At 64.9% G+C, this 12,883-nt stretch carries 17 protein-coding genes; 15 read left to right on the top strand and 2 right to left on the bottom strand.

From position 1 onward, the window contains the following. The first annotated feature begins 26 nt into the window (after positions 1–26). The 8 genes from AC07M8_RS00520 (at position 27) to AC07M8_RS00485 (ending at position 3,860) form a co-directional block, all read left to right on the top strand. Positions 27–227 carry a hypothetical protein gene (locus tag AC07M8_RS00520; protein WP_495172515.1) on the top strand — a complete coding sequence of 67 codons (201 nt, stop codon included), beginning with the start codon at positions 27–29 and terminating at the stop codon, positions 225–227. Continuing rightward, entirely contained in the window at positions 224–400 is a 177-nt protein-coding gene (locus AC07M8_RS00515) for a hypothetical protein (protein WP_495172514.1), read from the top strand. Before AC07M8_RS00520 ends, AC07M8_RS00515 begins: the two co-directional genes overlap by 4 nt. Then, the gene (locus AC07M8_RS00510) at positions 397–996 is read left to right on the top strand and encodes a hypothetical protein (RefSeq protein WP_495172513.1); all 600 of its coding nucleotides are present in this window, start codon (positions 397–399) and stop codon (positions 994–996) included. The genes AC07M8_RS00515 and AC07M8_RS00510 overlap by 4 nt, the downstream gene beginning before the upstream one ends. Continuing rightward, positions 996–1,163, top strand: a complete 168-nt coding sequence (locus AC07M8_RS00505) for a hypothetical protein (protein ID WP_495172512.1) — start codon at positions 996–998, stop codon at positions 1,161–1,163. The genes AC07M8_RS00510 and AC07M8_RS00505 overlap by 1 nt, the downstream gene beginning before the upstream one ends. A gap of 174 nt (positions 1,164–1,337) precedes the next feature. Beyond that, positions 1,338–1,883 (top strand): hypothetical protein, encoded by a 546-nt coding sequence (locus tag AC07M8_RS00500; RefSeq protein ID WP_495172511.1) that lies wholly within the window; start codon positions 1,338–1,340, stop codon positions 1,881–1,883. Beyond that, positions 1,883–2,305, top strand: a complete 423-nt coding sequence (locus AC07M8_RS00495; protein ID WP_495172510.1) for a hypothetical protein — start codon at positions 1,883–1,885, stop codon at positions 2,303–2,305. The genes AC07M8_RS00500 and AC07M8_RS00495 overlap by 1 nt, the downstream gene beginning before the upstream one ends. Before the next feature lie 396 nt (positions 2,306–2,701). Beyond that, positions 2,702–3,349 carry a phage replication initiator YdaU family protein gene (locus AC07M8_RS00490; RefSeq protein WP_495172509.1) on the top strand — a complete coding sequence of 216 codons (648 nt, stop codon included), beginning with the start codon at positions 2,702–2,704 and terminating at the stop codon, positions 3,347–3,349. Then, positions 3,324–3,860 carry a hypothetical protein gene (locus AC07M8_RS00485; protein ID WP_495172508.1) on the top strand — a complete coding sequence of 179 codons (537 nt, stop codon included), beginning with the start codon at positions 3,324–3,326 and terminating at the stop codon, positions 3,858–3,860. The genes AC07M8_RS00490 and AC07M8_RS00485 overlap by 26 nt, the downstream gene beginning before the upstream one ends. Before the next feature lie 149 nt (positions 3,861–4,009). Here AC07M8_RS00485 and AC07M8_RS00480 read toward each other — a convergent pair whose 3' ends face one another. Beyond that, complete coding sequence (locus AC07M8_RS00480; protein WP_495172507.1) at positions 4,010–4,393, bottom strand: hypothetical protein; 384 nt, start codon at positions 4,391–4,393, stop codon at positions 4,010–4,012. A gap of 120 nt (positions 4,394–4,513) precedes the next feature. Here AC07M8_RS00480 and AC07M8_RS00475 point away from each other — a divergent pair, with 120 nt between their 5' ends. Together AC07M8_RS00475 and AC07M8_RS00470 are read left to right on the top strand one after the other, a co-directional pair. Continuing rightward, positions 4,514–5,212, top strand: a complete 699-nt coding sequence (locus tag AC07M8_RS00475) for a hypothetical protein (protein ID WP_495172506.1) — start codon at positions 4,514–4,516, stop codon at positions 5,210–5,212. Positions 5,213–5,754: 542 nt separating this feature from the next. Next, positions 5,755–5,949, top strand: coding sequence for a hypothetical protein (locus AC07M8_RS00470; protein ID WP_495172505.1), 195 nt, complete (start codon positions 5,755–5,757; stop codon positions 5,947–5,949). A gap of 21 nt (positions 5,950–5,970) precedes the next feature. Here AC07M8_RS00470 and AC07M8_RS00465 read toward each other — a convergent pair whose 3' ends face one another. Further along, positions 5,971–6,465, bottom strand: coding sequence for a hypothetical protein (locus tag AC07M8_RS00465; RefSeq protein WP_495172504.1), 495 nt, complete (start codon positions 6,463–6,465; stop codon positions 5,971–5,973). Positions 6,466–7,216: 751 nt separating this feature from the next. On the opposite strand from AC07M8_RS00465, the gene AC07M8_RS00460 reads away from it, so the two are divergent. The 5 genes from AC07M8_RS00460 (at position 7,217) to AC07M8_RS00440 (ending at position 12,842) form a co-directional block, all read left to right on the top strand. Continuing rightward, positions 7,217–7,816 (top strand): hypothetical protein, encoded by a 600-nt coding sequence (locus AC07M8_RS00460; RefSeq protein ID WP_495172503.1) that lies wholly within the window; start codon positions 7,217–7,219, stop codon positions 7,814–7,816. A 43-nt stretch (positions 7,817–7,859) separates the two neighbouring features. Beyond that, on the top strand, positions 7,860–8,972 hold the full coding sequence (locus tag AC07M8_RS00455; RefSeq protein ID WP_495172502.1) for a phage terminase large subunit family protein: 1,113 nt from the start codon (positions 7,860–7,862) through the stop codon (positions 8,970–8,972). A gap of 1,408 nt (positions 8,973–10,380) precedes the next feature. Next, positions 10,381–11,103, top strand: coding sequence for a hypothetical protein (locus AC07M8_RS00450; protein WP_495172501.1), 723 nt, complete (start codon positions 10,381–10,383; stop codon positions 11,101–11,103). 93 nt (positions 11,104–11,196) lie between these two features. Further along, the gene (locus tag AC07M8_RS00445; protein WP_495172500.1) at positions 11,197–11,916 is read left to right on the top strand and encodes a hypothetical protein; all 720 of its coding nucleotides are present in this window, start codon (positions 11,197–11,199) and stop codon (positions 11,914–11,916) included. Between the two features lie 188 nt (positions 11,917–12,104). After that, positions 12,105–12,842 carry a S49 family peptidase gene (locus AC07M8_RS00440; RefSeq protein WP_495172499.1) on the top strand — a complete coding sequence of 246 codons (738 nt, stop codon included), beginning with the start codon at positions 12,105–12,107 and terminating at the stop codon, positions 12,840–12,842. The last annotated feature ends 41 nt before the right edge of the window (positions 12,843–12,883 follow it).

Below are 12,883 nucleotides of genomic sequence, written 5' to 3'. Positions count from 1 at the left end.
ACGCTCGCTGCGCGGACCGCCGCGTGATGGACCACATCGACGAAGCCCAGGCATTCACCGAGGCGCACAACGAGCGCGCGATCGCCGCGGCGCGCGCGGCGGCCCAAGTCCCCGACCTTGTTCTCGGCAGCTGCGACGCCTGTGTCGACGATGACGTGATGGTCCGCATGTGCGGCGGCATGCTCCGCTGCACCCCGTGCCGAGCGAAGTGGGAGCGCCGGCGGTGAAACGCGGCGTCATCGCCCCTGCCACCCTGCGACAGATGGATTGGCTCGCCGACCACATGGCCGAGGGCTGCCCCACGATCATCGAAGCCGCCTACCGCATGCGCCTGCCCCAATCGACGGCAGATCGCCTGTGGCAGCTCATCAAACGCCAGCTTGGAGCCCAAGCGCGATGACCCGCACGTGTTCCGATTGTCCTGCGCCGATCACCACGCATTCGAAAACCGGCCGATGCCGCTCGTGTGCGCTGGTCCGTCAGAACGCCAACCCGGCATTTCAGGCGCGGCGCGTTGCGAAGCTCAAGGTTGCCATGAACACGGACGCCTACCGCGCCAGCCACCAGGCGGGCGCCAAGCGCGGGGCGGTTGCTCGCATGGCCGACCCGGTCATGGCGGCGAAGTTCCGCGAAATGGGCCGCACGGTCGGCGCGGCGAACATCCACCACACGACGACGCCTGAGGCTCGAGCGAAGGCGGCTATCAACTGCCGGCGCGCTCACCTCGCCTGGTGCCCCGAGGAACACTGGCCGCTGAACAAGGTGCTCAAGGATGCCGGGTACCGGCTGCCGGAGCGCAAGCAGATGATCGCCGAGGAGATCGCCCGGGCGGCGCGCGCGGCCGTGGCGGCTGAAAAGCAGCGGCTGGCCGGTCTCTCGCCGTTCGAGCGGCAACTGGAGTGGGTCCGCAACGGGGGCAAGCTGGTGGCCAAGCTGGACCTCCGCAAGGCGGATCACAGCTTCACGCTCGGCGGCGTCGCCTCGGGGATGCTCTGATGTGCGCCGATGTCGAACGCCGGCGCCTGATTGCCGATTTTCGGAAGGCGTCGCGCGCCTGGAACAAGGACGGCGGCCCAATCGAGAAGACGGTGAAGGCAGGCGAGGAAATGTACTTCGCCGCTCACTTCCTGATCGAGCACCTCACTGGCGAGCGCATCTCGTGAGCGCCCGGCCAACCCGAGCCGGAAAAGCGGCTCAAGAGGCGCTTGCGCGTGAGGGCGTGTTGGCAGCGCACATCCGCGGCAGCGCTGGACCCTTCGATGCGACCAGCCTCTCCCGCTCCTACGCCGTGCCCGTCGAGCGGGTGCGCGCGATTCTCATCCGCAATGGAGGTTCCCATGCACAATGAAGGACGCCTGTACGCGCAGGTGGCTGCCGAAGCTGGCGTGCCCGCCGAAAAGGCGATGATCGCCTGCTACCTGCTCAACCTCTCCAAGGAGGGCAAGACGCTCGACGAGGCCGCGGCGCTGACGCGCCGCGATCGCTGCGAGGTGCGCGACTATGCCCGCGACTGGGGCATCAGCTTCTCGGATTACATGACCTCGCCGCAGCCGCTGGTGGTCACCTGGGAGAAGGCGCAGCGCGGCCTCTGGGAGCTGAAGCTCGACGGCCTGGTGATCGCTACGGCAATCTCAGACGGTACCGGCACCGGCGGCTATATCGCGCAGCGCAAGAGCCACAGCATGCGCGCCGACGGTTCAACGGCTGAAATCGCCATGCGTCGCCTCTCCTCTGAGCTTGAGCGGCGCTCGGTCGAGATCTTCGACCTTGAGGATGTTCAGATCTGGATGGAAGGCGATATGCTCGCGCCGCTGCCGTCGGCGGATCCTGCCACGCTGCGCAAGGCGCTGGCAGTCAGCGACACCACCGGTGCGCACCAGTGATGGATGCAGCGCTCCTCAAGCGGACCTGCGACCCGGCTGAGCTCGACGCGGCGATCCGTGGGCGCGCCGCTGACCGCCGCCAACGCGACGCGACCGAGGCGGCACGACGCCGGTCGATTATGCGAGCCGCTAAAGAGGCTCACTCAACGCACCTGATCGCGATGCCCCGCATGGCCGCCCTGATGAAGGCCGGTGCCCTACTCGGTAGCGCCAAGGCACTGGCAGAGGCGCTGGGCATCGGAGAGCGGAGCCTGCGGGCGAAGACGGGCGCCGAACGCGGCGTTTCTGACGATGACCTGCGCTCGGCGGCGGACGCGCTCGATGCGCGAGCAACTCAGCTGGCCGAGCACGCCCTCAGGCTCCGCAAGGAGGCGAACGGCAGCGCTAATTCAATGGTGCAGAATGCCCAGCCCACTCAATAGCGGCGGCGTAGCGCTCGAGATCCAGCGGCATAATCCGCTCGCCCGAGGCGAGGTCGATATAGCACCGACTCCGTTCATCCGTGCGCATGTCGACGACGGCATCCAAGCAGTCGCGGAGTGTCGCAGCGGCATCTGTCAACGGTTCGTCGCTGACGGGCAAGATGCGGAAGACCCGAGCCTTGACGTTGAGGGGGTTACTCACGCCTCAACCTCGCGGCTTGCTCCAGCGCGCCTCGACCGCACGGCGGCCGCTTCGGATCTCAACACCAATCAACGTCAGGTTGGCGGCGATAAAGCCGGACATAGCGACGTAGAATGCCATGGCACCTCTCCCGATAAAGCCGGCATCGCAGCCGGTGAGGAGCAGAGACTAAGCGGCCCTAAGGTTTACAGGAAATGAGCATCGCAGCGCTCATTCGTGATCTTGCGGCAGCCGGTGCATCAGCTGAGGCGATCGCCATCGCAGTCGAAGCGATCGAGCGTGCGCAAGCGGCGGCTGATGCCCCGCGCGCTGCCGCACGCGCTCGCAAGCAGCGGCAGCGTGACCGTGAGCGTGAGCGTGACATGTCACGTGACAGTCACGCCGAGGTCACGGGACAGGAGCGTGACGATCCCGCCCCCTCGCCCTCTCCCCTTCCTTTCCCCCAAACCCCCAAACTAACCCCACACCCACTCCCCCACCCGGAAGGGTCCGACGCACGTACGCGTAAAGCTCGGGCTACCGGTTGGCCCTGCCCCGAGGGTGTCGATCCCGAGCACTGGTCCGACCTGATGGCGAACCGGAAGTCCAAGCGGCTGACGAACACCGCCACTGCCCAAGCCGGTCTGCTCCGGGACTTGGCCAAGTTCTCCGACGGCGAGTGGCCACCTGGCCGGATCGTTCAGCACGCCGCCGAGCGCGGCTGGGGCGCAATTTTCGATCCACGACCAAAGCACGAGACCCGAAATGGCAACCGATCTGATCACAAACGACGCAGAGGCAATGGCATGCTCGATGCCATCATTGACGCCGAGCGTCATGACCGTGCTGGCGCGGGCCTTTGAGCCAGGCGCCGTGTTCAGCGCGCGCGACATCGCGTTGATCGAGCCCGTCGCTTCCGCGATCGCAGTGGCCCAGCCTGCCGATGAGCGGTGCGTCCGTCAGTCTCTGGGCGGCCTATCCGCGGCGCTGCCGAGCCAGGCGACGGACTCGGTATCCGGTAAGCTGAAGCTGGCTACCTACCTGACAATGCTCGCCGGCTGCGACGAGCGGGCCCTCGCTTATGCATGCCGCCGCTGCCTCGACGAGCTCGACTGGATGCCGACCGTCCACCAGCTGAAGGAGCGCATGGCCAAGTGGGTGAGCCCCGAGGAGACCGCCATTCGCCGCGCGCGAGCAATCCTGCGCACAGGCCGGCGCGAGGTGGCTGACGATGCCCGGCCTCTGTCGGCCTATCAGATCCGCGCGCTGAAGCCCGAGTTCCGCAGCATGGGTTTGGCCGCCGGGTTCATCACCCAGGAGCAGATCGACGCAGCCCTCGGCTACGACGACGAACCGCAGGCTGCGGCAGCATGAGGTGCCCTGGCATGAAGGCCGCACCTTTTATCATTGCAATTGCGGAGCCCGCGACGAGCACCGCGACCCAAAGCCGCCGGCAACCCTGCCCTGCTGGAACTGCAAGGGCGACATCATGGCGCAGTGGGTGCCACCCGCAGTTGCCGCGGTTAACCCTCCGATGGTGCCTCAAACAGCCACTGCTCTGCGGCCGGGTAATCCTCAGTGAAGAATCCTGCGTCGCGCCCGGTGGCAGCTCGCTTGATCTGCAGCCGGGCCAGCGACTGCGTGACGACGAAAGCTATTTTTCTCGCCGCGACGCTGGGGTTCGACAACAGTCGGGCGAAAACGTCCACGCTATCTTGCGATTGAATGTGCATCGCCTGAATGTCGACCAGCGTCACGTGCTGATTGGGTCCGCAATTCAGCAGTCGCTGAGCCTTTCGAACCTCAACCGCAAATTGCGAAATATCATCGGGCTGAAAGAAGCCGCCCATCGTGATGTGCACGAAGTCCTTTGTGGGATCCACCTTGATCGAAAAGGTCGGCTTCATAGACAGTTGATCGCACGGCTCCGCTTGCCGGACCATTAACAAACACGCGCATCGACAAATTCGCATATTGGCGATGTTCTTGTATTGTTCTATACAGATAAGCGGTCAGGGATCAGGGTGATGGTGGGCAGCAACAGGGCAGATGAGGCAAGGGATGCGACCCGCTGGTGCATTCTGTGTACCTCGGCGAGCAAGACGCTGGCTCTCGCCGCCTCACTGGCCGGCGCACGGCTTGAGGTGTGGACGCCCAAGCGCACGGTAAAGCGCGAGGCGCCCGGCAACCGGCGCCGTCTGGCGCTCGGCCAGCGCAAGGTGATGATCGAGGTGGACGCGCCGATCATCCCCGGCTTCGTGTTCGCCCGCGCTCCTCAGCGTGGCGAGCTGCTGCGCATCAGCGCCATGCCATTCAGCCCGCACCCGGGCTTCACCGTGCTGCAGTTGGGTGGCCGTGTGCCCCTCGTGGGCGATGGGCAGGTCGAAGGGCTGCGCGCCGCAGAGGCCGAAGCACTGGCAGCCATTGCGGCCGAACGCGACGAGGATCGCCGCAAGGCTGAGCGCCGCGCGCGAGCTGAGCGGTTGGGCACCGAGCGGGCCAAGCGAAAGGCGCTCAGGCAGGAGAGCAAGGCCCTTGCGCGTGGTGAGCAGGTCATGGTCGATGACGTGCCTGCGCTGGCTGGCATGGTGGGACACATTCTTGAGGGGCGTGGCACCTCGGCAGTCGTCCACTTCGGAGGTTCGCTGACCATGACAGTAGAGGCTTGGCGAGTGCGTCCTGTTGATGTACAGACCGGGAACACTCTGCAAAGGGACGCTGCCTGAGCAGCTGAGGGGAAAGACGATGTGGCGCTTGGTGCGCTTCCGCATCCCCGGTATAGGCGCAGGAGCACCGCTTCTGACGCTGTCCCTTGGCATGCTCAAAGTTAATTTACATTATCGTGTTTGAGCTTGCGGATTATCAGTCTGCAATGCCAGCTCTCGATCCAAGCGTTGCGGATGCAAAGAGGATATAGAGTTGGCTGAGCACCCTACCTTGTACCGTGAACGTGCGGCTGACATGCGTCGCGCGGCTGCCGCAGAACCTCTTATCTCGGTAAAAGAGCGCTGCGAGGCTGCTGCCAAGAAATGGGAGCAGCTGGCAGAGCAAGGCGAGTCTCTTGAGCGGGCAAGGGCGACGGGAAAAGCTCGATCGTAGTACGGCACAGGCGTCGGCGAAAATAGCTCGTTGAGCCGTAAAACCGGCTCGTCGTCATCTTTCCACGCTAATACGGCCCCGAGCGCAAGATGGTTGGGCACCTTCGTGATCGACTGTGCTATGCGCTGAAGGGCGCTAGCAACAGTGCGACCGCACGGGAGCGCTTTACATGGCCGACATCAAAGACATCTCTGCATCGATCGCCTCTGCTCTCGACGAGGCTGGCGTAAATGGCACTCTCGACGTGAAGATGGACGGTAAGCACATCGTGGCGCCGCTTGGCCAACCTACTGAGGATGACGTGAACCTAGCGGTGACGGTTGCCGCTGACCCGAAGCCAGCGAACAGGCATAAGGCCACGTAACGCCGTCCGAGCGAGAGACGCCTAGATGTACTTCCATTCGGTGTCCGTGGCCGCAGGTTCGTTCTCGATGACACCGGGTGTGATGGACGTCTTGCAGCCAAGGAGTCTGCGAACGCCGGCCCGCTCATCAACGAGGTGCTGGCGGATCGCTGCGGCCATGGCTGAAGCCGCTGATCGGTAGGTATCCCAATTGGTAAGAGGATGAGCTTTGTCACGGCCTCGTGTGTAATCGCGATACGCCTTGCCGGCCTCGATGCACGCCAACTTCAAGCGCATTGCCTCTGCGCCACGCTTCCCGCCACCAGCTATGACAGGCTCGAAGATCTCGCGGTGCTTGAACAGCGCGTACTCCATGAGCAGGCGGGATAGTTCCATCCGGCGCGCCATCAGCTCTTCAGCTACCTCGGGCGGTACAGATAATCTGCTGAATACCGGCAAAGCCCATCGGAGAATGTCACCGACTCGTCTCTGATGGTCGTCCAACTGCTTGACCAGTGAGGCTTTTCCCATTCTCATGGGAGTAGGCTCGCCTAGTTACCGATAGGCTTGCGATCAGTACCGTAGTTTCCGCATAGCTAGCTACTGAGCCTACCTAGACGCGCCTCGAAAGCCATGTCTTGAGCACCGACGCTTCGAGATCAAGCTGCCTCAGCATGGACGATCGAACATTAGCCGAGTCACGGCAATATCCCTGCCAATCGCTCTCGATCGCGCGAACCGTCCACTTGCCGATGTGTGTACCGGATGCGAGCCGAGCCTCTCGCAAGCTCATCACGACCCTCTCTAAAGCTGCGTGGTCCTCTCGCGTTTCACTGCGCCTGGCCTCCAGCATAGCCTCCTCAATCAGCGTAGCCCGCCGCCGACTGGCTTGTGTGAGCTTCATGCGAATGGCTGTGACCGTGCTCATGTCCGCTGCCGGCTTTGCTGTCTCGGCAGCAAGCTGGCCGATTAGCTGTCTAAGTTCCTGATGTAGAGCAGTCAGGGGGTGCATGGGTACCTCGGTCGTCGTCTTACTATTCTGCCAGCGATTGGTTAACACAGGCTAAGTAGACGCTCGACGATGCTTGGCCCGAACCACCCTTTACGGCTCAGCAGCATTGGCTCGCCACCCCGCCCCCGCCCCCCGTTGGGTCCTCCCGGAAAATCGGGCGCTATACGGGGGGCAATGGCTCGACGCGCGCGAGTTTACTGTGTCGCGAACTCACTACGCCTTATTATTACGCCTTTGGATCTGCCGGCGGGCCGCTGATCTGGCGCTGGAGGTGCCATGGCGAGAACAGCGACGCCGCGCGCCGCGCCCCGAAAGCGTAAAGCCAACGAGCTGATCGTCAGCCTGGACGAATTCGCCGCGCTCTGCGGCGTGACGCCCGAGACGATGCGTAACCATCTGAAGCAGGCACCGGCCGAGGCCGACTGGCTGCTCGCGCGCGGGCGCCGCGGCGTCGGCTACAAGATTGCAGCCGAGGCCGCGCTCGCTTGGTACCGCCAGCGTGGAGCTGGCGACGGCATCGACAATGCCCGGCAGCAGCAGCTCGCCGAACTTCGGCTGCAGATGCTCGGCGACGCCGGCGACGACGACGGCCTGCTGCTGACCGGCAAGCAACGTTATGAGGAATATCGCGCCGGCGAGGCGGAGCTCGCCTACCGCCAGTCCATCGGCGAGCTCTGCCGCGTTGCCGAGATCGAGAGCGAAACCGTCAACGCGGTGATCGAGCTTCGCCGACAGCTGCAGGCGATCGGCGCCACCATCCGCCGCAAGTTCGGGCTCGAGCGCGACGTCGAGATCGCGATCGACGAGCTGCTCGCCGAGAAGCTGGTCGCGTTCGTGAAAGCACTGGACGCCGATGTTGAATCCCTCGACGGCTAGCGCCCCGTCACCGCACCCCAGGCTTGGCGCCCTGTCGCTGCTGATGCAGCAGACGCGCGAGCCGCCCAAGTTCGCCGACGCGCGCGAGACGATCCGCCGCGGCTTTCGTGAGATCCGGTTCCCGGAGAAGATCACGCCGATCGAGGCGGCAAACCGTCACCGTCACCTGCGCAACCCTGGAGCATATAGCGGGCCGTGGAAGGACAGCCCCGAGCCGATGCAGCACCTGGTCGAGCCGACCAACAACCTGTCGATGGCCAGCCCCTATTCCATCATTGCGGTGATGGGCCCAAGTCAGATGGGCAAGTCAGAGGTCGGCAACAACTGGCAGGTTCACTCGGTCATCTACGATCCTGCGGACATGGCGTTCTACGCGCCGACCCGCGAGCTGACCGCTTCTTACGTCACGACGCAGATCAACAAGCTGCTCGAGGAGTGTGAGGACGTCGCCGAGCGGCAGCTCGATACGGCCAGCGCCGACAACATCTACCTCAAGCAGTTCCGCGGCTGCGACTGGCATTTCCTTTGGCCGACCGGCCCGAACTTTCGCGCGCGGCCGTTCTCACGCGGCCGGCTCGACGATTACGACGACTTCGATGACGATATCGGCGACCAGGGCGACGCTGTTTCGCTGTTCGAAGGCCGCACCACGTCATTCCAGGGATACGGCTGGAAAGTCTATGCCAACCAACAAATAGACGGCTCAAACCCGCAGAAAACCGCCATTTTCGGCCCGCTTCGGCGGGCCTTTTCTATGTCGTCGCGAGATCAATGGCGATCAACAGAAAACGGCGGAAATCCGCCGTTCTCAACTGGCGCACGGCGCGCCCATGACACAACAGCTAGCGCAAGGAGTTACACATGGGCGACACGTCCCAGCTGCTCGATACCGACCTCCTGTACGGGCTCGAAGCCATCGGCAAAGCCATTGGCTTGGGCGCGCGGCAGGTCCAGCACCTTCATGACAAGGGCGATCTCCCGACCTTCAAGATGGGGCGGACGGTTTGCGCCCGGCGCTCCACCCTCGCGGCGCATTTCGCCGCGCAGGAGGCGGCGGCACGTGGTCAAGTGGCAGCACAGTAATGGAGCCGGATACTGGATCCTCCCCCGGCGATCGCCGGCGGCCTCGTGCGCGCAGCTACGGCACTATTGGTGACGATCGCCCCCAGCGGCCGGATCGCGTCCACACGGCCGAAGGGCTGCTTCCGTGGATCAAGACGGATCGGACAGCGGCTGAGCGAAGCGAGCTGCGCCGCCGGCTGGTCGACGTGATCGCAAATGCGACCGGTCCTGATCGCCAGTGCCACCTGACGGTGACGCTGCTCGCACTGCGCGCGCGCGCCGAGTACCGGCCCGCGAGACGGGCGCTAGCTGGCCTTGAGGAGCGAGGCATCATCAGCCGCTTCCGGCTTCCGAACGGAAGAATGGCCACAATGCTTATGCAGGCTGCCCGTGGCTGAGCGCGTCGGAGCAGATCGCCGGCTGTGGCCGCATGATCGCCCGCGGCCTCATGGCCGGTCACAAGGCGCAGCGTCGCGTGACCTCGTCAGCGCGGCTCTCGTCAGCGAGGCGGGGCCGCGAGTTAACCGCCACGCGCTTCTCGCACTGGCCGCCGCCGCAAACCCGGCCGGCCGAGCTGCGCTCCCGCTCGCCTTGCTGGCGCAGATGTTGGGCGTTCCGCTCGACACTGCCCGGAGAGCCGTGGATGAGCTGATCGCCGAGGGCCATGTCAGCCGCCGCGCCTTGGGCGAACCTGCGCTCTTCTACGTTCACCCGCGAGGTCCTGATGCATGAGCAATGCTCTTACGCGGGCGGCCCGGCCGCTGATCATGGACGCCAGCGCCAAGGCGGTGCTGATGGCACTCTGCGATATGGCAAGGGAACCGGACGACGCTGACCGCCCCGCCCAGGCATGGCCACCTCTCCGGGGCCGGGAAGGCGCCATCGGGCTATGCGACTGGACGTGCCTGTCAGAGCGTTCGGTTCAACGCGGAATGCGGGTCCTCATTACCGAGGGACACGTAAGCCGGCGGCAGCTGCGGCACGGCGCCCTGTACACGGTGCACCCCGGCGGCAAGCTGAGGCCCGTCACTCTGGCGCCCGACACTGGCGCACCTCCCGCAGGCTCACCCGCCAATATGACGTGCGCCAATATGACGCGCGACAATATGGCGCCCACACCCGTCATATTGGCACCCAAAGCACAAGGAAGCACCATTAGAGAGAAGAAGGCTACGCCTTCTCTCTCTAGCCGCTCAGGGGGTGACGCCCGAGGTTCGCGGCTCGCGCCCGACTTCGTGGTGCCGCTGGATTGGATCGAGTGGGCGGCGGCCGATCGTGGCTGGAGTACCGCCGACGCTGTTCGCGAGGCGGACAACTTCCGGGATTATTGGGTCGCTCAGCCAGGCGCGAGCGGTCGCAAGGTCGATTGGCCCGCCACCTGGCGAGTGTGGGTGCGCAGGAGCCGCCGCCGATCCGCCGCGGACACAAATGAATTCCCCACCGTCCGCGCTGCTCGAGACGCGGCGGCGATGATGGCCCGCCAACAACCATAGGAGACTACCATGGGTGACCTCGTGCACCTCGCGCCGGCTGGCGCGGGAGCGATGACGCATGCCGATCCGCGCAGCGCCTGTGCCGCCGCGATCGGCTCTCGTGCCTGCTACTTCCTCGATAAGGGTGATGCCGACGCTGCCGCCCATGCTCTCACACCTGAGTTGAGGTCGATCCTGCCAGTGGCGCTGGCGGCGGCCAATGCGCGGCTCGAGCCCACAGACCCCGGAACGATCATGATCAAGCTGACACCCGCGCTAGCGCTCACGGCCGGCGCCGGGATGACCGGCGGCGCACGGACTGAATGGCTTGCCGCCGCGGCCGACGCACTCAAGGGCATTCCCGCGGATCTGCTCGATAGAGGCGTTCGTGCGGCGCGATCGTCGGCGGACCATCCAAGCAAGATCGTGCCGCTCATCCTCACCGAGGTGAAAGACCTCTGGCGCGGGAGGCTGAGAGAGCGCGGATCGGTTCGGGCGCTCGCCGACCTCGCCAGCAATCCACCAACCTATGATGCCGGCGCAGAGCGATGCACCCCAGCTGATGCTCGTGAGATCCTGAAGGCGCACGGCCTCGGCGGCGGCGATGATCCTACCCGCCCGAACCCCGTCGCTGGCGGCAGCGATCGGCCGGGCCGCAAGCCTACGCGAGCAGACTACATTCGGATGGGCGTCAATCCGGCCGTGCTGGACGCGATGAACATGAGCAGCGCTCAACAGCAGCCCGCGCCGTGATCGCAGACCGGCCGGCGGCTCCGATCGTCCTCAACCACTTCGGCAGCGGGATTCCCCCCCGCTGAACACCCCTAGCAACAAGGAAGAAAAACGATGAACGCGATCACCAACTTGGCAACTCGGCGACAGCTGGCGGCACTTGCAAAGGCGCATCAGGGGACGGCCGAGCCAATCGCTGCGGCCCAGGCGAAATTGGAAAGCCTCCGCGATCGGCTCTCATCTTTGCAGGACCGTATCGACCAAGAGAAGGTGACGATCGCCGCTCGTGACGACGATGCCGGCGCAGCTCTTGCGGACGCTCTCGCCAACGATCCCCAGGCTGACCTCGACGGCTCCGATCTCGATGCTCTTGTCGCCAGCCACGCCGCCGTCGATCGCGAGGACATCGCACGAAAGGCCCGCGTCCGCCTGTTGGAGGATGCTGCCGGCAAGCTGGCTTCCCCGATTGCCGCTGGTGAGCGCCTCGTTGAGCAGCTCACCCGCGAGCAACAAGCCGCAGAGCGGGCGCTGCTATGGGCTGGCCATGCGGCGCTGGCGGCCGAGTTTAAGCTGCGGTTCCTCGCTCTGCGCGATGAAGTGCTCGAACCTATGCTGGCAATCAGCAGAACCTTGGGAGAGCCGTTCGGCATGGCCGTTCTCGAGGTAGGCGAAAACATCAACCTGACTTCCTACCACTCGCAAGGCGCCGACAGTGTGCTTAGCCCCCACACCGAGTGTCTGCTTCGGATGGATAGCCATGGTCGGTCCGAGCAACTCGGCCACATGAGCGAACGCATCGAAGCGTTCCTGCAGGGCGTGACCGCGAAGGGGTGACCAGGGGCGAGAGACATGGGCGCCGGCTCGGCGGCGCCCACAGAAGGTAGGGATATGAGATGGAAGCAATTGGCACGAGCTGCCTGTGGGCCATGGAGGCGTCAGCTTTGGCAGGGTTACAGGAGCGGGCAGCAATCGGAGCTATCCTCCCGCCTGGACTAGCCAAGGTGGCGGGCTTGCCGAGCCCCATGGCATATGCGGCGGGCGAGAAGGTGAGGTATGGCAGCGCCTTGGTGGTGGCACTCATGGGGCCGCTCTCACCCAAGGGCAGCTACGGCGGCACATCAACCGAGCGGTTTGCTGACCAGGTGCTCGCCGCCGCCAAAGATCCAACCGTCTCGGCGATCATCGTACCGATCATGAGTGAGGGCGGTATGGTGTTCGGGACGATGGAGGCCGCGGACGCCGTCTACCTCGCCCGCCAAGCTAAGCCGGTCATTGCCGTGGCCAGCCCTTGCAGCTTCTCGGCAGCTCATTGGATCGGCTGTCAGGCCTCCGCCTATTACGCGAGCACGAGTGCCCAGGTCGGATGCGTGGGCGTCCGGGCTGCTCACGTCGACGTGTCCGGGTTCGAAGCGAAGATCGGCATGAGGACGACGCTCGTCGCGTCGAGCCAAGACAAGATTGCTGCCCACCCGCACGCCCCGCTCTCCGACGCGGACCGCTCAGAGATCGAGGCGGAAGTGGCCGCCGTGAACGACGCATTCCGCCGGGCCATCGCGCGTGGTCGCGGTCTGCCCCTCGCTCAAGTGGCCGAGGTGCACGGCAAGGGGCACCGCTTCAGCTCTGCGAGGGCCGCTGAGCGAGGCATGATTGACGGCGTGAGGACGCTCGATGCGGTGCTCGCTGAAGCCGCTGCCGGTGCGGGCGCCTTTTCTCTCGTGCAGCGGCGGGCGGCGATCCGTGGAGCGATGTCAGGGATGTAGCAAAGGCCGGCTCGACTGAGCCAGGTGAGAGTACTCAAAAG

The organism is Sphingomonas sp. GW821-FHT09E03 (assembly GCF_059416225.1).
The sequence above is the reverse complement of the archived record's forward strand: the minus strand, read 5'-3'. Positions and strand labels throughout refer to the sequence as shown.

What these genes read in the sequence shown, in the direction of transcription:
- AC07M8_RS00495 (WP_495172510.1), top strand. Translation starts at nt 1,883, where the DNA reads ATGGATGCAGCGCTCCTCAAGCGGACCTGCGACCCGGCTGAGCTCGAC.
- AC07M8_RS00460 (WP_495172503.1), top strand. Translation starts at nt 7,217, where the DNA reads ATGGCGAGAACAGCGACGCCGCGCGCCGCGCCCCGAAAGCGTAAAGCC.
- AC07M8_RS00500 (WP_495172511.1), top strand. Translation starts at nt 1,338, where the DNA reads ATGCACAATGAAGGACGCCTGTACGCGCAGGTGGCTGCCGAAGCTGGC.
- AC07M8_RS00470 (WP_495172505.1), top strand. Translation starts at nt 5,755, where the DNA reads ATGGCCGACATCAAAGACATCTCTGCATCGATCGCCTCTGCTCTCGAC.
- AC07M8_RS00465 (WP_495172504.1), bottom strand. Translation starts at nt 6,465, where the DNA reads ATGAGAATGGGAAAAGCCTCACTGGTCAAGCAGTTGGACGACCATCAG.
- AC07M8_RS00510 (WP_495172513.1), top strand. Translation starts at nt 397, where the DNA reads ATGACCCGCACGTGTTCCGATTGTCCTGCGCCGATCACCACGCATTCG.
- AC07M8_RS00505 (WP_495172512.1), top strand. Translation starts at nt 996, where the DNA reads ATGTGCGCCGATGTCGAACGCCGGCGCCTGATTGCCGATTTTCGGAAG.
- AC07M8_RS00440 (WP_495172499.1), top strand. Translation starts at nt 12,105, where the DNA reads ATGGCATATGCGGCGGGCGAGAAGGTGAGGTATGGCAGCGCCTTGGTG.
- AC07M8_RS00455 (WP_495172502.1), top strand. Translation starts at nt 7,860, where the DNA reads ATGCAGCAGACGCGCGAGCCGCCCAAGTTCGCCGACGCGCGCGAGACG.
- AC07M8_RS00490 (WP_495172509.1), top strand. Translation starts at nt 2,702, where the DNA reads ATGAGCATCGCAGCGCTCATTCGTGATCTTGCGGCAGCCGGTGCATCA.
- AC07M8_RS00485 (WP_495172508.1), top strand. Translation starts at nt 3,324, where the DNA reads ATGACCGTGCTGGCGCGGGCCTTTGAGCCAGGCGCCGTGTTCAGCGCG.
- AC07M8_RS00480 (WP_495172507.1), bottom strand. Translation starts at nt 4,393, where the DNA reads ATGAAGCCGACCTTTTCGATCAAGGTGGATCCCACAAAGGACTTCGTG.
- AC07M8_RS00445 (WP_495172500.1), top strand. Translation starts at nt 11,197, where the DNA reads ATGAACGCGATCACCAACTTGGCAACTCGGCGACAGCTGGCGGCACTT.
- AC07M8_RS00520 (WP_495172515.1), top strand. Translation starts at nt 27, where the DNA reads ATGGACCACATCGACGAAGCCCAGGCATTCACCGAGGCGCACAACGAG.
- AC07M8_RS00475 (WP_495172506.1), top strand. Translation starts at nt 4,514, where the DNA reads ATGGTGGGCAGCAACAGGGCAGATGAGGCAAGGGATGCGACCCGCTGG.
- AC07M8_RS00450 (WP_495172501.1), top strand. Translation starts at nt 10,381, where the DNA reads ATGGGTGACCTCGTGCACCTCGCGCCGGCTGGCGCGGGAGCGATGACG.